This is a genomic window from Streptomyces sp. NPDC027663, assembly GCF_055566415.1.
Map to the genome: position 1 here is coordinate 443,985 of NZ_JBVHSK010000005.1, position 19,596 is coordinate 463,580.

Annotated in this window: 14 protein-coding genes; 7 read left to right on the plus strand and 7 right to left on the minus strand. The window is 74.2% G+C overall.

Annotated features, from left to right (window positions below; all coding sequences use genetic code 11):
- Positions 1–100: 100 nt before the first annotated feature.
- Genes ACZ4SF_RS17550 through ACZ4SF_RS17560 form a run of 3 tightly spaced genes read left to right on the plus strand, consistent with a single transcriptional unit; the run spans position 101 to position 3,374 of the window.
- A complete protein-coding gene (locus tag ACZ4SF_RS17550; RefSeq protein WP_468384719.1) occupies positions 101–1,228 on the plus strand; it encodes a glycosyltransferase family 4 protein in 1,128 nt (375 codons plus the stop codon).
- Positions 1,225–2,400 (plus strand): glycosyltransferase, encoded by a 1,176-nt coding sequence (locus ACZ4SF_RS17555; protein WP_468384722.1) that lies wholly within the window; start codon positions 1,225–1,227, stop codon positions 2,398–2,400. Before ACZ4SF_RS17550 ends, ACZ4SF_RS17555 begins: the two co-directional genes overlap by 4 nt.
- Complete coding sequence (locus ACZ4SF_RS17560) at positions 2,397–3,374, plus strand: SGNH/GDSL hydrolase family protein (RefSeq protein ID WP_468384725.1); 978 nt, start codon at positions 2,397–2,399, stop codon at positions 3,372–3,374. Before ACZ4SF_RS17555 ends, ACZ4SF_RS17560 begins: the two co-directional genes overlap by 4 nt.
- Positions 3,375–3,505: 131 nt before the next feature.
- On the opposite strand, the gene ACZ4SF_RS17565 is transcribed toward ACZ4SF_RS17560, so the two are convergent.
- From ACZ4SF_RS17565 to ACZ4SF_RS17585, 5 genes are read right to left on the minus strand one after another with little or no spacing between them, the layout of a single operon-like run.
- Positions 3,506–4,375 carry a 5-oxoprolinase subunit C family protein gene (locus ACZ4SF_RS17565; protein ID WP_468384728.1) on the minus strand — a complete coding sequence of 290 codons (870 nt, stop codon included), beginning with the start codon at positions 4,373–4,375 and terminating at the stop codon, positions 3,506–3,508.
- Complete coding sequence (gene pxpB, locus ACZ4SF_RS17570; protein WP_468384731.1) at positions 4,372–4,989, minus strand: 5-oxoprolinase subunit PxpB; 618 nt, start codon at positions 4,987–4,989, stop codon at positions 4,372–4,374. Before pxpB ends, ACZ4SF_RS17565 begins: the two co-directional genes overlap by 4 nt.
- Positions 4,986–5,744 (minus strand): LamB/YcsF family protein, encoded by a 759-nt coding sequence (locus tag ACZ4SF_RS17575; RefSeq protein ID WP_468384734.1) that lies wholly within the window; start codon positions 5,742–5,744, stop codon positions 4,986–4,988. The genes pxpB and ACZ4SF_RS17575 overlap by 4 nt, the downstream gene beginning before the upstream one ends.
- A 47-nt stretch (positions 5,745–5,791) precedes the next feature.
- Positions 5,792–6,622, minus strand: coding sequence for a putative hydro-lyase (locus ACZ4SF_RS17580; protein WP_468384875.1), 831 nt, complete (start codon positions 6,620–6,622; stop codon positions 5,792–5,794).
- Between the two features lie 5 nt (positions 6,623–6,627).
- Positions 6,628–7,947 carry an MFS transporter gene (locus tag ACZ4SF_RS17585; RefSeq protein ID WP_468384737.1) on the minus strand — a complete coding sequence of 440 codons (1,320 nt, stop codon included), beginning with the start codon at positions 7,945–7,947 and terminating at the stop codon, positions 6,628–6,630.
- A 126-nt stretch (positions 7,948–8,073) separates the two neighbouring features.
- Here ACZ4SF_RS17585 and ACZ4SF_RS17590 point away from each other — a divergent pair, with 126 nt between their 5' ends.
- The 4 genes from ACZ4SF_RS17590 to ACZ4SF_RS17605 all read left to right on the plus strand — a co-directional run bounded on the left by ACZ4SF_RS17590 (position 8,074) and on the right by ACZ4SF_RS17605 (position 16,300).
- Positions 8,074–8,775, plus strand: coding sequence for a GntR family transcriptional regulator (locus tag ACZ4SF_RS17590; RefSeq protein WP_468384740.1), 702 nt, complete (start codon positions 8,074–8,076; stop codon positions 8,773–8,775).
- Positions 8,776–9,088: 313 nt separating this feature from the next.
- Positions 9,089–10,618, plus strand: a complete 1,530-nt coding sequence (locus tag ACZ4SF_RS17595) for a hypothetical protein (protein WP_468384743.1) — start codon at positions 9,089–9,091, stop codon at positions 10,616–10,618.
- A 109-nt stretch (positions 10,619–10,727) separates the two neighbouring features.
- Positions 10,728–11,606 (plus strand): hypothetical protein, encoded by an 879-nt coding sequence (locus ACZ4SF_RS17600; protein ID WP_468384746.1) that lies wholly within the window; start codon positions 10,728–10,730, stop codon positions 11,604–11,606.
- A gap of 38 nt (positions 11,607–11,644) precedes the next feature.
- Positions 11,645–16,300: a hypothetical protein gene (locus tag ACZ4SF_RS17605; protein ID WP_468384749.1), complete on the plus strand. Its 4,656-nt coding sequence runs from the start codon at positions 11,645–11,647 to the stop codon at positions 16,298–16,300.
- A gap of 67 nt (positions 16,301–16,367) precedes the next feature.
- Here the strand turns inward: ACZ4SF_RS17605 and ACZ4SF_RS17610 are convergent, their stop codons facing one another.
- Positions 16,368–17,921 carry a GMC family oxidoreductase gene (locus ACZ4SF_RS17610; RefSeq protein ID WP_468384752.1) on the minus strand — a complete coding sequence of 518 codons (1,554 nt, stop codon included), beginning with the start codon at positions 17,919–17,921 and terminating at the stop codon, positions 16,368–16,370.
- A 31-nt stretch (positions 17,922–17,952) separates the two neighbouring features.
- Positions 17,953–19,524: an APC family permease gene (locus ACZ4SF_RS17615; RefSeq protein ID WP_468384756.1), complete on the minus strand. Its 1,572-nt coding sequence runs from the start codon at positions 19,522–19,524 to the stop codon at positions 17,953–17,955.
- Positions 19,525–19,596: the final 72 nt, after the last annotated feature.

The following is a 19,596-nucleotide window of genomic DNA, read 5'->3' on the forward strand; positions in this document are numbered from 1 at the left end:
TCTGACCTGCTCGGGTGTGCAGCCCAACGCTCATGGGACGTTCCCCGGGCGGAAAGATCGAAGTCGACGCGGGCACTTCCGGCGCGGCGACAACACCCGTATGCGTGTCGTCATCGTGACCGAATCCTTTCCCCCCGATGTGAACGGCGTGGCCCACTGCGCGCTTCAGACCGCCCGGCACCTCGTAGATCGCGGTCACCATCCGCTCGTCGTCGCCCCCGCCCCTGCCCCGGGCACCGGCCCGGACACGGACGCCCCGTGCCCGGTACTCCGGATCCCCTCCCTCCCGCTCCCCGGCTACCCCCAGGTCCGGGTCGCCCTGCCCAGCCGGCGGCTCGCCGCGGCCCTCGTCTCGCACCGCCCCGACGTGGTCCACCTGGCCAGTCCCTTCGTCCTCGGCGTCCGCGGCATGGCCGCCGCCGCCCGGCTCGGCATTCCCGCCGTCGCCGTCTACCAGACCGACCTGGCCGGCTACGCCCGCACCTACATGGGAGCCGGGGAGGCCGCCGCCTGGCGCCGGATCCGCTCCGTGCACGCCGCCGCCGACCGGACCCTGGCCCCCTCCAGCGCCGCGCAGTCCGACCTGGAGGCGCACGCCGTACCGCGGGTACGGCTGTGGCCGCGCGGCGTGGACACCGTACGTTTTCGGCCACAGCACCGGGACGAGGCGCTGCGTCGCGAACTCGCCCCGAACGGTGAGCTGATCGTCGGATACGTCGGCCGGCTCGCCCCCGAGAAGCACGTCGAACTGCTCGCCGGGGTCTGCGGGCTCGCCGGCGTACGGGTCGTGGTCGTCGGCGACGGACCCAGCCGGCCCCAGCTGACCGAGGCCCTGCCCGGCGCCGTCTTCCTGGGCCGCCGCACCGGACCCGACCTGGCCCGCATCTTCGCCTCGCTGGACCTGTTCGTGCACACCGGCCCCTTCGAGACGTTCTGCCAGACCGTCCAGGAGGCCATGGCCAGCGGCGTCCCGGTCGTCGCGCCCGCCGCCGGCGGCCCGCTCGACCTGGTCGCCCACGGCCGCACCGGCCTGCTCGTCCCGCCGCGCGACTCCGACGCCGTACAGGAGGCCGTCCGCGCCCTGGCCGCCGACCCCGCACAGCGCGCCGCGTACGGCTCGGCCGCCCGCGCGATGGTCGAGAGCCGCACCTGGGCCGCCGTCGGCGACCAGCTCATCGGCCACTACGACGAGGTCCTCGCGGCCCGCCGGACGGCGGTGGCGGCATGAGCGGACCGTCCCTGCGCATAGTCCGCCTCGCCAACTTCGTCGCCCCGGCCTCCGGCGGCCTGCGCACCGCCCTGCGCGAACTCGGCAAGGGCTTCCGCGCGGCCGGCCACGAGCCGGTCCTGATCATCCCCGGCGAGCGGCACACCGACCGTGACACCGAGCAGGGCCGGGTCATCACCCTGCCCGGCCCGCTGCTGCCCGGCACCGGCGGCTACCGCGTCCTCACCGACAAGCGGCGCGTGGCCGCCCTCCTGGAACAACTGGCCCCGGACCGCCTGGAGGTCTCCGACCGGACCACCCTGCGCTGGACCGGCCGCTGGGCCCGCCGCGCGCGCGTGCCCGCCGTCATGGTCTCCCACGAGACCGCCGACGGCGTCCTGCGCACCTGGGGCCTGCCCGAGCACCTCGCACGGCGCGCCGCCGACAGCCTCAACACCCGCACCGCGCACGTCTACTCGCGGGTGGTGTGCACCACCGAGTTCGCCGAGCGCGAGTTCGTCCGCATCGGCGCCCGCAACGTCGTACGCGCCCCCCTCGGCGTCGACCTGACGGAACGCCACCCCAGTCTGCGCGACGCCGGGCTGCGCACGCTGCACGCGCGCGAGGACGAGGCACTGCTCGTGATGGCCTCCCGGCTGTCCGTGGAGAAGCGCCCCGGCACGGCTCTGGACGCCCTGGAGGCGCTGCTGCGGCGCGGGCGGCGGGCGGTGCTCGTGGTGGCCGGGGACGGGCCGCTGCGGGCCCGGCTGGAGCAGCGCGCGCGGGACCGCGGGCTCCCGGCGGCCTTCCTGGGGCACGTCTGCGACCGGGCCGCCCTCGGTGCGCTCCAGGCGTCCGCCGACGTCTGCCTCGCGCCCGGGCCCGCCGAGACCTTCGGCCTGGCCGCGCTGGAGGCCATGGCGTGCGGCACGCCCGTCGTGGCCAGCGCGTCCTCGGCGCTGCCCGAGGTCATCGGGTCCGCCGGGGCCACCGCGGCCGGCACCGGAGAGGCGTTCGCGGACGCCGTGGAACGGCTCCTGGAGCGCGGCGAGCCCGAGCGGCGGGAGGCGGCACGCGCGCGTGCGGAGTGCTTCGGGTGGGGAGCGGCCGTGGAGGCCTTCCTCGCGGCCCACGACGCGGAGGTCGTGCGCCCCGCGGGCTCCCGTCCCACCGTGCCGGAGGGCGTGGCATGAGACCCCTCCGCTTCGTCGCCCTCGGGGACTCGCTGACCGAGGGCGTGGGCGACCCGGCCGGCACCGGGTGGCGGGGTTGGGCCGCGCTGCTGGCCCCCTCGCTCGCCGAGAACAGCGACCGCGTGCGGTTCACCAACCTCGCGGTCAGCGGGGCACAGACCCGGGACGTGCTGGAACGGCAGACTCCGGCCGCCCTGGAGCTGCGCCCCGACCTGGTGTCCGTGGTCATCGGCGTCAACGACACGCTGCGCCGGACCTTCGACGTCAACGCCGTGGCCGCCCATCTCGACCAGGTGTACGCGGCCTTCGCCCGACAGGGCGCCACTGTGCTCACCGCCTGCCTGCCCGACCCAGGCGCGATGCTCCGGCTCCCGGACGCCCTGGCCCGCCCGCTGGCCCGCCGGCAGCGCGCGGTCAACACGGTCGTCCACGCACTGTCGGACCGGTACGGCGCCGTCCACCTGCACGCGGCGGACGGAATCTGGGTCACGGACCGGAGCCTGTGGAGCGCGGACCGGCTGCACCCGGGCGAGCGCGGCCACCGGCAGTTCGCCGTCCGCTGCCATGCGCTGCTCGCCGGGGCCGGCCGCGCGACCGGGGAACCGCCCTCCCCCGAGCCGGAGTTCCCCGTGCCGACCCGGACGGCGAGCCTGTGGTGGCTGGCCACGGCCGGGACCGGCTGGGTGATCCGGCGGTGCAACGACCTGCTGCCGCAGTTGCTGCGCCTCGCCGCCGACGAACTCCACCACCGCGCCCGGGGCACCAGCGACCGTCTGGACCTGCGCGCGTCGACAGCGGTCTCCGCGGCCCTCGCGGCCCTCCCGGACCCCGTCGGTGCCGGGGCACGGCGGCACCGCGCCGGGGAGGACGCGGCTGTGCCGGAAGGTGCCGCGGCGGTTCCGGTGCAGCGCTGCCGGACCGGCGAGAGCGCGGCCGTACCGGAGAGCGCCGTGGAGGCGGTGCCGGCGCCGTAGAGCCGTACGGCGCCCGCTTCTCGGGGCCGTACGGTGCCGGGTTCGCTGGGCGTGAACGGATCCCTCCGTGGGCGGTACCGACCCCCCCGTGGGCCGTACCGGCGGGCCGGCCGGTGCGGTGTCGTCGGGGTTCAGCGGTGCCGCACCGGCACGAAGCGGAGCGGGGTACCCGGCAGTGCCTGCGCGGCGGCCGGCAGGTCGGCGGAGCGGACCACCGCGATCACCGGGTAGCCCCCGGTGGTCGGATGGTCCGCGAGGAAGACCACCGGCCGCCCGTCCGGCGGGACCTGCACCGCGCCGAGGACCATGCCCTCGCTGGGGAGTTCACCGGCCCGGGCCCGCTCCAGCGCGGGCCCCTCGGTGCGCAGACCGATGCGGTTGCTCGCCGCGGAGACCCGGTACGCGCGCGTGGTGAAGTCCCGGAGCGCCTGCGCCGTGAACCAGTCGTCGCGGGGACCCGGTGTCACGCGGAGCACGAGTTCGGCCGGCGGACGCGGCTGCGGTGTGCCGTCCACGCGCGCGGGAGGGCCGGCCGGGCTGCCCAGCGGTAGCACCGTGCCGTCCGCGAGCGGAGCCGGGCCCAGACCGGACAGCAGGTCGGTGGCGCGGCTGCCGAGGACCGGTTCCACGGCGATGCCGCCGGAGACGGCCACGTAGCTGCGCACGCCGGCCGTGGCCGCGCCCACTTCCAGCAGTTCACCGGCGTGGACCAGGACCGGGGCGCCCCAGGCGGCCGGGCGGCCGCCCACCCACACCGGGCCGTGCGCACCGCCGACCGCGACGGTCACCGCCGAACGGGGGCGGAGCGCACAGCCGTTGAGAGTGGTCTCCAGGACGGCGGCGTCCGGCGGATTGCCGACGAGCCGGTTCACCAGCGCCGCCGCGGGAGGGTCGAGCACCCCGGAACGGGGCACACCGAGATGCGCGTGTCCCGGCCGCCCGCGGTCCTGCACGGTCGTCAACGCGCCGGCGCGCACCACGACGAGCGCACGGTCGGTCATGCGCCCTCCGCCGGTACGAACCGCACGCGCGTGCCCGGTACCAGGAGTGCGGCGGGTACGCGCGCGTGGTCCCACAGGACCGCGTCCGTCGTGCCGATCAGCTGCCAGCCGCCCGGTGAGGAGCGCGGGTACACGCCCGTGTACGGTCCGGCCAGCGCGACCGCGCCGGCCGGGACCGCCGTGCGGGGGGTGGCGCGGCGCGGGACGTGGTGGCGGGCGGGGAGGCCGGTGAGGTAGCCGAAGCCGGGGGCGAAGCCGCAGAAGGCCACCGTGAACTCGGTGTCCGCGTGGATGCGGGCCACCTCCCGCTCGGGCACCTGCCAGTGCGCGGCGACCTGCGCGAGGTCGGGGCCGTCGTAGCGCACGGGCAGTTCGATCAGCTCACGCGCGCGTGGCGGCGCCGCCGGTACGCCGCAGGACGCCAGTTCGGCCACCCAGCGGGCCCGGTCGTCGAGCCCGTCGAGCAGGACCGTACGGGCTGCCGGGACGATCTCGCGGACGAGGAGCGTGCCGTCCGAGCGGCGCCGCAGCAGTTCCGCGTGCAGGGCCTGCGCCTCCTCCCCGGAGGCCACCTCGACCAGCAGTGCGTCGTCGCCGACGGGAAGCGCCCTCACGCGAAGGCCTCCACCCGTACGCCTGCCGCCAGCAGCCGCTCGCGCACCCGGCGGGCCAGGTCCACCGCGCCGGGAGTGTCGCCGTGCAGGCACAGCGACCGCGCGCGCACCAGGATGCGCGCGCCGGACAGCGCGGCGACCGCGCCGGAGCGGGCGAGGCTCACCGAACGCTCCACGACGGTGTCCGGGTCCGTCACCACGGCACCTTCCCGGCCACGTGGCACCAGCGTGCCCTCGTCGGTGTACGCGCGGTCCGCGAAGGCCTCCGTGACGGCCGGCAGCCCCGTCTCCGCGGCCAGCTCCAGCAACCGCGAGCCGGGCAGGCCCAGCACCGGCAGCGAGGAGTCGGCCAGGCGCACGCCCTCGATCACCGCACGCGCCTGTTCCTCGTCGTGCACGACCCGGTTGTAGAGCGCGCCGTGCGGCTTGACGTACGCCACGCGCGCGCCCGCCGCCCGCGCGAACACCTCCAGGGCGCCGATCTGGTAGGCGACTTCGGCCGCCAGTTCGGCGGGCGGGACGTCCATCGCGCGCCGCCCGAACCCGGCGAGGTCCCGGTAGGAGACCTGCGCGCCGATCGTCACCCCGCGCGCGGCCGCCAGATCGCACACCCGGCGCATGGTCGCCGCGTCCCCGGCGTGGAAGCCGCAGGCCACATTGGCGCTGGTGACGACGGACAGCAGTTGTTCGTCGTCGGTCAGCCGCCAGCGGCCGAAGCCCTCGCCGAGGTCGGCGTTCAGATCGATCGCGGTCATGGTGCTCTCGTGTCTCCGGTTCTCGTGGGGGCCGTCGGCCGACGGTCTCAGTCGATGCCGACCAGCCGGTACTGCTCGTCGCGGGCGTCGGTCAGGAACATCTGGCCCGGGGCGTGGGTGATCGCGAACGGCGGCCGGGAGGCCATCACGGCCGCCTGCGGCGTCACCCCGCAGGCCCAGAACACGGGGATGTCCCCGTCTTCCGCGGTCACCGGGTCGCCGAAGTCCGGCCTGCCGAGGTCCTCGATGCCGAGGGCCGCGGGGTCCCCGCAGTGCACCGGGCCGCCGTGCACGGCCGGCAGCAGGCTGCTCTCCCGGATCGCGGCTCCCAGGCGCTCGGGCGGCACCGGCCGCATGGACACCACCATCGGCCCGCGCAGCCGGCCCGCCGCACGGCACTCCCGGCCGGTCACGTACATCGGCACGTTGCGGCCCTGCTCGACGTGGCGGATGGGCACGCCCGCGCGTGCCAGCGCCCACTCGAAGGTGAAGCTGCAGCCGAGCAGGAACGACACCAGGTCGTCCCGCCAGTACGCGCGCACGTCCGTGGGTTCGTCCACCAGCTCGCCGTCCTGCCACACGCGGTAGCGCGGCAGGTCGGTACGCAGATCGGCGCCTTCGGCGAGGACCGTCGCCGGGGAGCCGGCGTCCGTGACGTCGAGTACGGGACACGGCTTGGGATTGCGCTGGCAGAACAGGAGCATGTCGTAGGCCCAGTCGGCGGGGACCGCGATCAGATTGGCCTGCGTGTGGCCCGCAGCGACCCCCGCCGTGGGACCGGCCAGGCCCGCGCGGAAGCGGGTCCTCGCGGTGTGCGGGCTCCAGGCGGGCGCGTGCTCGTCGACGGTGGTGACGGGACGGTCCTCGGTACGGTTCACCTGCGTCACGCCAGCTCCTTCCCGCGCGTCTCCGGCAGCCCGAGCAGGGCCAGCGCCGCGAGGCCGTAGCCGATCGCGCCGAAGACGAGCGCGCCGCCCACGCCCCAGCTGTCGGCGAGGAAGCCCACCAGGGTCGGGAACACCGCGCCCACCGCGCGGCCCGTGTTGTACGTGAAGCCCTGCCCGGTGCCGCGGACCGCCGTCGGGTACAGCTCGCTCAGATAGGAGCCGAAGCCGCTGAAGATGGCCGACATGCAGAAGCCGAGCGGGAAACCGAGCACCAGCAACAGGGTGTCGGCGCCGTGCGGGATGTTCGCGTACGCCACGATGCACAGCGCCGACAGCAGCGCGAACAGCCAGATGTTGTTCCGCCGGCCGATGCGGTCGGTCAGGTGGCCGCCGGTCAGGTAGCCGAGGAACGCGCCGGAGATGAGGAAGGTCAGATAGCCGCCGGTGCCGACCACCGACAGGCCGCGCTCGGCCTTCAGATACGTCGGTACCCAGGTCGCCAGGGTGTAGTAGCCGCCCTGCACACCGGTCGACAGCAGGCTCGCGAAGAGCGTGGTGCGCAGCAGGCCCGGCCGGCCCTCCCGGCCCGGCCGGAAGATCGCCGCGAACGAGCCCCGGCCCGGGTCCTGTTCGCGCGCCGCCGTCGCCCTGGGGGCGTCGTGCACCCGGCGGCGCAGCCACACCACCAGCAGCGCGGGCAGCGCGCCGGTCCAGAACATCACCCGCCAGGCCAGGTCGTCGCCGGCGAAGGAGAAGACCAGCGTGTAGACGACGGCCGCCAGCGCCCAGCCGACCGCCCACGAACTCTGGATCGCGCCGAGCGTACGGCCCCGGTGGCGCGCGCTCGCGTACTCGGCGACCAGGATCGCCCCGACCGCCCACTCGCCGCCGAAACCGAGGCCCTGGAGGGCGCGGAAGACCAGCAGCGTCTCGTAGGTGGGCGCGAAGCCGCAGGCGACGGTGAAGACCGCGTACGTCAGCACGGTGATCATCAGGGCCCGGACCCGGCCCACGCGGTCCGCGATGACGCCCGCTGCGGCGCCGCCGACCGCCGAGACCACCAGCGTGACGGTGGTGAACAGGCCGGTCTGGCCGCTGCTCAGCCCGAAGTACGCCGAGAGCGCCACCATGCTCAGCGGCAGGGTGAAGTAGTCGTATGAATCCAGGGCATATCCACCGAAAGCGCCGGCGAAGGCCCGGCGGCCGCGCGGGCCGAGGGCGCGCAGCCAGCCGAACGCGCCGTCCTCGGCGGCGCGTTCACCCTGCCCAGGAAGGGAGTCGGGGTCGAGGGCTCGGGGCGGAGGGGTTGTGCTCATGGGCACCTCGCAGAGGGGGACGGAGGGTGCTGGGAAGTGAGCTGTGCGGAGCACCGTAGAGGATCGTTCAACGATCCTTCAATACCTACGTTGTTTCGTCCCCGTGTCTGCGATTGAATTCCGGGCATGGCAGAGCAGCTGGCGGGACTGGCCGACGACCGTGCCCTCCTCGGGCGGACGAGCACGGCGGAGCGGGTCTCGGACATCCTCAGGAGCCGCATCGCCGACGGCTACTTCCCGCCCGGCACCCGGCTGTCCGAGGACAGCATCGGCGGGGCGCTCGGCGTCTCCCGCAACACCCTGCGCGAGGCGTTCCGGCTGCTCACGCACGAGCGCCTGCTGGTCCACGAGCTGAACCGGGGCGTGTTCGTCCGGGTCCTGACCGTCGAGGACGTGGAGGACATCTACCGCACGCGCTCCCTCGTCGAGTGCGCCGTCGTGCGCGGCCTGGGCGAGCCGCCGTACCCGCTCCAGGGACTGGCCGCGGCGGTCGCCGAGGGGGAGCGGGCGACCGTCGACAATGACTGGAAAGCGCTGGGCACGGCCAACATCCACTTCCACCGGGAACTGGTCGCCCTGGCCGGCAGCGAACGCACCGACGAGCTGATGCGCAGCGTCTTCGCCGAGCTTCGGCTCGCCTTCCACGTCGTGGACGACCCGCGCCGCCTGCACGAGCCGTACCTCGCCCGCAACCGGCAGATCCTGCGGACGCTGGAGTCCGGCGACCGTCGCGCCGCCGAGGAACTGCTGGCGACCTATCTCACGGACTCCCTGGAGCGGGTGGTCGAGGTGTACCGGCGCCGGGTGGGCGAGGAAAGCGCCCCGTAGGAGCACGGGGCCCTTCGCTCACGGCTCCGGCGCGGGGCGAGACCGGCCCGGGACGGCGCGTACCGGATACACGAACCGGCCACGGAGGGTGCGCACCGGAACGACGACCGGCCACGGACGGCGCGCACGGGATCCACGAACCGGCCACGGACGGCGCGCACCGGAACGACGACCGGCCACGGACGGCGCGCACGGGATCCACGAACCGGCCACGGACGGCGCGCACCGGAACGACGACCGCCGGTTCTGTCCGCGAAACCGGCGGAGCCTCTCGTTTGGGTCGATGTCAGACCGAGGACCTAGTCTGTGCACCGTGACTTCGCCTGCATCGACGGACAGCGTTCCGCCCCAGCTCAGCGCGGGGCCGCGCCCGGCTCCGGGCCCGGCCGCCGACGAGGGGCTGGCGCGTCGGCTGCGCGCGCTCGCCTGCACCGCGCCGCTGCACGACCTGGACGCGCGCAAGGCCAACCTGGCCGGCGAGTACTCGGTGTACGGCATGGCCGAGGTCGCCCTGGCCGCCATCGATCTGGTCACGCTGAACATGGACTTCGACACGGGCGCCGACCACGAGCAGATCGTCGCCCGGCTGATCCCGCGCATCGCCGCCCAGGCCCCGCACCGGTCCACCGCCGAGCACGAGCGCGTGGCCCGCTGGGTCCTGGAGAACCTGATCAACGTCGGCAGCGTGGACCGCGGCTTCCGCGCGGTGTACGGCACCTTCGCGCCGGACGGCACGTACGTCCGCCGCGACTACGACTTCAAGCTGATCGAGGAGGTCCCCGGCCCCGGCGGCACGGTCTACCTGCGGACGACGGACGAGGCGGTCAACGTCCTGGTCGGAGCCCTCGACACCGACGTGACCAGCGCCCAGATCGCCGCAGAGGTCAAGCTGGAGGTGCTGATCAACCGCGGCCGGCTCGCCGACGCCCAGCTCGCCGCCGAGCAGGCGCGCTACCGCACCGTGCAGTACTCCGAGACGCTCCGCCGCGCCCTGGACGCCACCCGGCGCAACGTCCGCGCGGTCGACTGGCTCAGCGCCGTCCCCGACATGATCGCCGAAGCCCTGGACCACGTGGCCGAGCGCTACCGCCACGAGAACGCGATCCTCACCAACATCCGCAAGGCCCGCGACGAGACCGAGGACCCGGAGCACAAGCGCCGCGCCGCCGAACTCGTCGACATCGTCAAGGACTGCATCCGGCGCCACACCCAGCTCCAGTCGCGTCTGCTGGAGGCGGGCCCGCTGTTCCGGGCCGAACAGGACCGTCAGGCCTTCGCCACGCCGGCCACGACCTCCGGCATGGATCTCTACGGCCATCTCGTCGCCCCCGTCCTGCCGCTGCCCCTGGAGCAGGCGATCCGGGTCACGGACGCGTTCTTCGCACGGGGCACGGGACTGCGCACGCCGGTGTCCGTCCGGGTCGCGGACCTCGTCGACATACTGCTGACGCCGCCGGTGGAGCGGGAACACCTGGGCGCCGAGATGCCCGAGCCCGACCTGATCGCGACGCCGGACGACAGCCGGTTCAGCGAGGAACAGCTGGCCGCCGCCACGGAACTGCTGGACCTGCCCGCCGACGCCCCGCGGAGGCTGTCGGGACTGCTGGCGGAGGCCCGCCGCACCGGCGACCCCGACCTGGCGTACCTGGTCGCGCTGCTGGCGGTGCACGCGGCGAGCCCCGCCGTCGGCACGGCCTACCGGCAGGGCGAGGAGAAGCTCCTGTTCGCCGTGGACGACGGTACCGAGCTGGACGATCCCGAGTTCGGCGGAGCCGATCTGATCGTGGGGACCGCGCTGCTGGACGCGGCGGGGATGGCGGCCGACAGGACGGAGGCCGCGTGATGGTTGCGCCGGTGGGCGGACGCGGGTCCGCTGTGGCTGGTCGCGCGGTTCCCCGTGCCCCTGAGGGAGTTGCCCGACCCCCTCGTTCCAACAACAAGGAGTTGCAGTCGTGAGCGAGCCCGTCGAGTGGAGTGAGACGGAGCTGTCCGCCCCGTCGGCGTCCGCCGCCGTCACCCCCGCCGACGCCGCCGACGCGGCGCGGCTCGTCGCGTTCGGGCTGCAGCCCAGGCTCCAGCCCGCCCGCGACCAGGAGTACACCGAACTGCTGCGCCGCTACCGCGACGACCCGGCGTTCGCCCGGCTCGCGGACGCCGTCGCCGCCGGACTCGGGCTCGTCGTGCTGGAGGTGTCCCCGCGCGCGGGGATGGCCGTGACGGCCGGCGAGGACTCGGTCTTCGCCGTCCGCATGGGCGACTACGCGCGTCGCACCGCCGCCGACTCCGGCGACCGCTTCCTGCACGGCCTCGCCCATCTCGCCGCCGCCGCGCTGGCCTTCCCGCGGCCGGAGGACCTGGCCGACGACACCTACATCGGCCGGGTCACCGTCAACGGCGTCGACGCCTTCGTCCGGCAGGCCTGCCGACGGCTGGAGGAACGCGCCGAGGAGCAGGGCGAGAACACCGACCCGGCCACCGACGCGCCCGGCCTCGAGGCCGCCTGGCGCATCTGGGCCAGGCGCAGCGCAACCGGCGCCACCAAGGACGCCCGCCGGCCGGCCGCCTCCACCACCGGCATCGTGGCGAAGGCTCTCGCCTTCCTCACCGACTCGGGCTTCCTGCAGCGCACCGGCGACGACAACGGCGGCACGTACCGCACCACGGCCCGATACCAGCTCCAGGTCCGCGACCTGGCGGGCAGCGCCGCCCTGACCGAACTGCTGGAGCTGGGCGTCGTCCCGGTGACCGACGGCACGGCCACCCTGATGCCCGCCGAGGACACCGACGACCTGGACCTGGTGGCCGACGCCGGACTGCCGTTCCACTCCTGAACTCCCCCCACCTGCAAGAAGACTGACGAGAGTCCGCCATGTACGAGCTGTCCCGGGTCCGCCTCTACTCCATCGGTCCCGCCGGTGCGCGCTACGCCGACACCGTGCTTGACCTGCGGGGTGTCGGCGTCCCCGTGCCCGACCCGGCGCCCACGCAGGCGGAGTTCTTCGAGGAGGAGCCGTCCGGGCCGCCGCGCCGGCCCGCGCCCGCGGGCGTGCTGTTCCTGGAGAACGGCGGCGGCAAGTCCGTGCTGCTCAAGCTGATCTTCTCGGTGATGCTGCCGGGCCACCGCAACACCCTCGGCGGCGCAAGCTCCGGCGTGCTGCGCAAGTTCCTGCTCGCCGACGACTGCGGCCACGTGGCGCTGGAGTGGCAGCACGTGCTGACCGGCGAGTGCGTCGTCGTCGGCAAGGTCAGCGAGTGGCGCGGACGCCAGGTGTCCAACGACCCGCGCAAGTTCGCCGAGGCCTGGTACTCCTTCCGGCCCGGCCCCGGCCTCAGCCTGGACAACCTCCCCGTCGCCGAGTCCACCGCCGTCCGGCCCGCCGCCGAGGGCACCTCCGGCGCGCACGGCCGCCGCCGCACCATGAAGGGCTTCCGTGACGCCCTGACGGAGGCCGGCAAGGCCTACCCGCACCTGGAGGTGCACTGGGAGGAGATCCACGAGCGCTGGACCGAACACCTCGGCGACCTCGGCCTGGATCCCGAACTCTTCCGCTACCAGCGCGAGATGAACGCCGACGAGGGCGAGGCGGCCGGTCTCTTCGCGGTGAAGAAGGACTCGGACTTCACCGACCTGCTGCTGCGCGCCGTCACCGACACGCGCGACACCGACGGCCTCGCCGATCTCGTCAGCGGCTTCGGCAACAAGCTCGGCCGGCGCGCCGAGCTGATCGCCGAACGGGACTTCACCGCCGGCTCGGTCGACCTGCTGGGCCGGATCGTGGAGGCCGCCGAGGCCCGCTCACGCACGCGTGACATCCACGCCGGTGCCGAGCGCCGTACCCGCACGCTGGCCCGGCGGCTGTCCGCGCGGGCCGTGCAGGAGCGGGTCCGTGCCGCCGACCTCGCCCAGCGCGTCACGGCCGCCGCATACGCCGTCACGCACTCCGAGGGCGCCCGCGAGCGCAGCGCCCTGATCGCCGCCGAACTCGCCTACCGGCACGCCTCCCTGGCCCTCGCCGCCGCCGAGAAGTCCGCCGCCGCGCAGAAGCGCGAACTGGCCGACGCCCGCACCCTGCACGCCGCCTGGCAGGCCGCCGAGGCAGTGCTGCGGCACCGCGCCGCCGCCGACCGGGTCGCGCGCGTGTCCGCCGCCATCCAGGAGGCCGAACGGGACGCGGCCCCCGCGCTCGCCGCCCGCGCCAAGGCCGCCGTGGATCTCGTACGGGCCCTGCACGCGGCCGCCGAGGGCGCCGAGGCCCTCGCCAACGAGGAGGAGGAGCGTTCCGCGGCCCTGCAGGAGGTCAGCGACTGCGCCTACCGGGACTCCACCGCCGCCGCCACCGAGGCGCAGCGCGCCCGCAGTGAGGCCGGTCACCTGCGCCAGCGGCTCACCGAGGTCGAGCAGGAGACCGCGGAGGCGGTCCGCGCGGGCTGGCTGGACGACAGCGCCCCGGACGCCGACCCCGCCCGGGCCGCGCTCGCCGCCAGCGACGCCGAGAAGACCGCGGTGGCCGCCTGGGACGCGGCCCGCGACGCCGCCCGCAAAGCCACCGAACAGGCGCGCGAGACGGCCGCCGCCGAAGCCCGCGCGGAGTTGACCGCGGCCCGCGCGGCCGACGCGGCCACCGCGGCCGAGCGGGCCTGCGAGGCCGAGCGGCGGCTGGCCGAGGCGCTGGCCGCCGAGGAGCGGCTCGCGCAGCTGCTGAGCCTGCCGGGTACACCGGTCCGGGCGCGGGTGCCCGCCCCGAGGCCGGACGCGGACGGCGACACGCACGGGGCATCCAGAACGGACGCCGCGGTCGCCGCGGCGGGCCCGCTGACCGCGGAGGAACTCGACCGCTTCGCGGACGAGTTGCGCGCCCTCCTCGACGACGCCGTGTCGGCCGCCGAACGGCACCTGTTCGACCTGCGCACGGCCGCCGCCGACGACGCCCGCATCCTCGGCGCCCTCGGTGACGGCGGACTGCTGCCGCCCGGCCCCGACGTGCTCGCCACCGTCGAGTTCCTCGGCGAGCACGGCATCCCGGCCCTGCCCGGCTGGCGCTACCTCGCGCAGGCCGTCGACCCCGCCGACCACGCGCGCGTGCTCGCCGCCCGCCCGGAACTCGTCGACGGTGTGATCATCACCGATCCCGACACGCACGCGCGTGCCCGCCAGGCGCTCGGCGACGCCGCCCTGCTGCCGCGCTCCGCCGTCGCGGTCGGCACCGCCGCCGCCCTGCTCGCCCCGACCCCCGCCGCCGGCGCCACGCCGGACGACGTGTTCCTCGTGCCGCCGAACCCGGCCATGCACGACGAGCACGCCGCCGACGAGGAGCGGCAGGCCCTGCGCGCGCGGGCCACCGACCGCGACGAGGAGATCCGCACCCTGGCCGCCCGGCTCGGCAAGGACCGCGAACTGGCCGCCCGGCTCGCCTCCTGGCGCACCGGCTGTCCCGCGGGGCGCCTCACCGAGCTGACCGAGGCCGCACAGGAGGCCCGCGCGTTCGCCGAGGAGTCCGAGGCCGAACTCGCCGAGGCACGGACCGTACGAGCGGAGGCCGACGAGGCCGCCGCCGAAGCCGTCCAGGTCCGTGACGAGCGACAGGAGACCGCGCAGAAGGCCCGCCGTGCCGCCGACGCCCTCGCCGGGCTCGCCTACCGGCTGCGCGAGCGCGCCGGCTGGCAGGTGAAGCTGCGCGAACTCGCCGACGAGGCCGCCGAGTCCGAGGCCCGCGCCCAGACCTGCCTGGACCGCGCCCGCGCCGCCGACGAGGACCGCCGCGCAGCCCAGCGCGCCGCCGACGACGCCCGCCGCACCGCGCGTGCCCTGCGCGCCGAGCGGTCCGAGATCGCCGGCGCCCCCGACGACGTACCGGCGGAGGACGCGAACGCACCCAAGGCCGCCCTGCCCGCCCTCCGCGAGGCCTACCGGGCCGCCTCCCAGGTGTACGAGAAGGTCGGCGTCGGCGCCGACCTGCGCGCCGAACAGGCCCGCGCGGAGAGCGACGAGAGCGCCGCCCGCGCCGAGCTCGACCGGCTCAGCAACAAGGTCCGCACCCGCGCCGAGCAGCTGCTGCAGTCGCCCGACGGTTCCGACGGGCCCTCCCGGCAGGCCGCCGCCGCACGCGCGGAGGAGCTGGTGCAGCTGCTGGAGACCCGTATGTCGACCGCGAGCGAGCAGCTCGGCCGGCTGCGCGGCGAGGCCGAGCGGCATGCCCCCGAGGACGGTGAGGCGCACACCGAGCTGCCGGAAGAACTCCTCCCGCGCGACGCCGAGCACGCCCAGGCGCTGCTGCGCACCGCCACCGCCGAACTCGCCACCCGCACCGAGGCCCTGGCGGAGGCCCGTGAGGTGCACGCGGAGCTGCTGGACGCCCACCGCGCCGCCGAGGACGCGGCCGGCGGGTTCGACGAGATCGCCGCGATGCTCCGCGACCTGCTGCGGGAGCACACTCCCGACGAGGACCAGGAGGAGCCGGAGCCGTACCCCGGCGGCATGGAGGAGGCCCGGCACTCCGCCGCCGAGGCCCGCCGTTCGCTGCGCGGCTGCGCCGCCGACCTGTCGGCCGCCGAGAGCGCCGTGCGCGAGGCGAGCGACGTCCTCGTCCGGCACGCCAACTCCACGCGCTACGAGCAGGTCCGCACGCCCGCCCGGCAGCAGATCCGCGAGCTGCCCGCCTCCGCGCTGCCCGAGCACGCCCAGAAGTGGGCGGACGCGTTCGCACCCCGGCTGCGGGTCCTCACCGACGAACTGGCCCAGCTGGAACGCAACCGGGACTCGATCGTTGACCGGCTGCGCGGCCTCGTGGAGTCGGCGCTCGCGACGCTGCGGTCCGCCCAGCGGCTGTCCCGGCTGCCCGAGGGGCTCGGCGAGTGGTCCGGCCAGGAGTTCCTGCGCATCCGCTTCGAGGAGCCCGACCAGGCGACGCTCACCGAACGGCTCGGCGAGGTCATCGACGAGGCCACGCGCGCGGCCGTCAGAAAGAACTCCGACCTGCGGCGCGACGGCATGTCCCTGCTGCTGCGCGGCGTCGCGGCGGCTCTCCGGCCGAAGGGCGTGGCCGTCGAGATCCTCAAGCCGGACGCGGTCCTGCGCGCCGAACGTGTCCCCGTCGGCCAGATGGGCGACGTGTTCTCGGGTGGCCAGCTGCTCACCGCGGCCATCGCCCTGTACTGCACGATGGCCGCGCTCCGCTCGAACGACCGGGGCCGGGACAAGCACCGGCACGCCGGCACGCTCTTCCTGGACAACCCGATCGGCCGCGCCAACGCGACGTACCTGCTGGAGCTGCAGCGAGCCGTGTCCGACGCGCTGGGTGTCCAGCTGCTGTACACCACCGGACTGTTCGACACCACCGCCCTCGCCGAGTTCCCGCTGGTCATCCGGCTGCGCAACGACGCCGACCTCCGGGCCGGCCTGAAGTACATCAGCGTGGAGGAACACCTGCGGCCCGGCCTGCCTCAGCAGCCCCGGGCGGGCGAGGCGGTGCACAGCGAGATCACTGCCACGCGGATGTTCAAGAAGCCGGCGCACAGCACACCCTAGGGGGCGCGGGGAGCTGCGCGGCCGGCCACAGCCGGCCCGCAGTCGCCCCGCGACCTCGGGCGCCGAGTCAGCGGACGTCGGCCTTCAGGAGATCCGCGCACTTCTCGCCGATCATCATCGTCGTGATGCACGGGTTGACGGTGATCAGGTCCGGCATCACCGATCCGTCGGCGACCCGCAGCCCCTCGACCCCCTTGACCCGCAATCGGGCGTCGAGCGGGGCCGAGGGGTCGCTGTCGGCGCCCATCTTCACCGTGCAGGACGGGTGGTAGACGGTGTTGTGCGTCTTGTGGACGTAGTCGAGGAGTTCGTCGTCCGTCCGCACGTCCGGGCCGGGAGCCAACTCCGCTCCCGCCCAGCCGCTCAGCGCCGGCTGCGCGGCGATGCGACGGGCCAGCTTCAGCCCGTACGTCATCACGCGCACGTCGTGCTCGTGCGTGAAGTACCGGGGGTCCACCTTGGGCTTGTCCCGGTAGTCCCGCGTGCGCAGCCGTACCGTGCCGCGCGACCTCGCCTTCGTCACGTTGGGCGTCAGGCAGAAGGCGTTCTCGGAGGTCGGGTAGCCCCAGCGCGCGGTGTTCATGTCGAACGGCACGGACCCGTAGTGGAACATGAGATCCGGCCGGTCCAGGCCCGGCTCGGTGTCGTAGAAGATGCCCGCCTCCCACCACTGGCTGGACACGGTGGTCATGGGCTGCCTGGCCTCCCACATGATCACCCCCTCGGGGTGGTCCTGGAGGTTCTCACCGACGCCGGGCGCGTCCACGACGACGTCCACGCCCACCTCGCGCAGATGCCCGGCCGGCCCGATGCCGGACAGCATCAGCAGCTTCGGGGAGTCGATCGAGCCGCACGAGACGATCACCTCGCGCCGGGCCCGTACCGTGCGCGTGTGCACCAGGTCGGGATCGAGGTACGCGGCACCCACACACCGCCGCCCCTCCAGCACCAGCTTCTTGGCCCGCACGCCCGTTCGCACGTCCAGGTTCGGACGCTTGCCCAGCACCGGATGCAGATAGGCCACGGACGAGGACTGGCGGACGTTGTTCTCGTCGGAGTTGATCTGGAACCAGTTGGCCCCGCGCACCACCGTCCTCCCGGTGTTGAACGGGACCGTGGGTATGCCGGCCTGCGCACACGCCTCCAGCAGGGCCGCACCGCACGGGTCCCCGCCCTTCAGCGTGCGCAGCTTCACCGGGCCGGTGCGGCCGTGGTGCTCGCCGGGCGCGTCGTTGTTCTCCAGCCGCCGGTACAGCGGGAACACGTCGGCAGCGCTCCAGCCCGTACAGCCCTGGGCCGCCCAGTCGTCCAGGTCCTCCGCGGGCGCCCAGAAGGCGATGCAGGAGTTGTGCGACGAACATCCGCCCAGCACCCTCGCGCGCGCGTGCCGCATGAAACTGTTGCCGCTGGCCTGTGGTTCGACCGGGTAGTCCCAGTCGTAGCCGGACTCCAGCAGGCCCATCCAGCGCTCCAGCCTGAGGACGTCGTCGTCGCCGACGTCGCTGGGGCCCGCCTCCAGGACGCAGACCGTCACCGAGGGATCCTCGGAGAGCCGGGCGGCCACGACGTTGCCCGCGGTACCGCCGCCGACCACGACGTAGTCGAACTCATCGATGCTCATGTGACCTCCTTGCCGGCGGGAACAGCCGGAATCACTCGGCCGCCGGGGCGGCGAGGGGAGCGGCCGGGGCGGCGGACGCGTCGTCCAGGCGGTGCTCGGCGAGCACACCGGTGCGGTGCCGCTGGACGAACCAGTAGTAGGCGAAGCCGCCGCCCGCGATGACGGCGACGAACAGGACCGCGCCCCAGCGCAGGTACCAGTGGTACGGCGCGGCCGCGTTGTAGACCGACGCACGCGGCCAGATCAGGTTGACCGTCATGACGGCGCCCCACACCACCGCGACGATGTTGACGAGCAGCCCCCAGCGGCCCAGCGAGAACCTGCCCTCGCCGGCCGGCTGCCACCTGCCGCGCAGCCGGGCCACCAGCATCGGCACGGTGACACCCAGATAGGCGAGGTAGATCATGATGATGCCGATGCTGGTGACGACCGTGAAGATCTGCGGCTGGCGGATGTTGACCACGAGGATCGCCAGCGCCAGCACGCCGATGATCACGGCCGGCAGCACCGGGGTCTGGAACCGGGGGCTGACCCGGGCCATCAGCGAGGACGCGGGCAGGTTGTTGTCCCGGGCCATCGCGAACGCCAGCCGGATCGCCGCCGTGTGCACGGCCAGCGCGCACACCGTGACCGCGATCAGCACGCACCACAGCATCGCCTTGCCCGCCGTCGGGCCGAGGACGTCGAGTACGACGTACTGGAGGCCGTCCGTGGACAGTTTGTCGCCCTTGAGGCTGGAGACGCTCATCAGGGCGAGCAGGAGGACGAGTCCGCCCAGGACGAAGGAGGCGACGATCGCCCGGATGATCGCGCGCGGGGCGTTGCGGGACGGGTCCAGGGACTCCTCGCCGAGCGAGGCGGCGGTGTCGAAGCCGTACATGACGTACGCGGACGCCAGCGAGGCCACCAGGAATGCGCCCAGGTAACCCGTCGAGTAGCCGGACCCCGTGTGGTTCGTCTGCATGACGACCTGAGGACCACGGGTGATGTGGACGGCGAAGAGGATGATCAATACAACGGTGGCGATCAACTCGATGAACACGCCCGCCGTGTTGATCGTGGCCATCAGCTTGACGCCGAACGCATTGACCAGCGTGGTGAACAGGATCAACACGGCCGCCAGGACGACCGCGTTGGTCGCCACGTCGTAAGTGCCGGTGCCGTCCCCCACGAACTGGAAGAAGGACGAGATCTGCGGCAGCGTCAACTGGTAGGCGAGCGCGACGGCGGAGATGGACACGATGGACGCGATCAGCATCATCCACCCGGCGAGCCAGCCGAGATGCGGGTTGCCGACCTTCTTCGACCAGTTGTAGACCGAGCCCGCGACCGGGTAGCGGGCGGCCAGTTCGGCGAAGCACAGGGCCACCATGAACTGGCCGGCGAAGACCATCGGCCACGACCACCAGTACGCGGGGCCGCCACTGCCGTAGCCGAAGTAGAACAGCTGGAAGGTGCCCGTCAGGATCGAGATGTAGCTGATCCCGGCGGCGAAGGTGTGGAAGTTGCCCAGGGTGCGCTTGAGTTCGGGCCGGTAGCCGAACTCGGCGAGTTCGGTGTCGTCGTGGTGGTGTGGGCCTGGCGATTGCTCGGTGGTCGTCATGAGGGGACTCCTCGTGGGCCTGAGGGACGGGCGGCGGCGGCCCGTGCGGGTGCCGGGGTCGGGAGGGGGCCG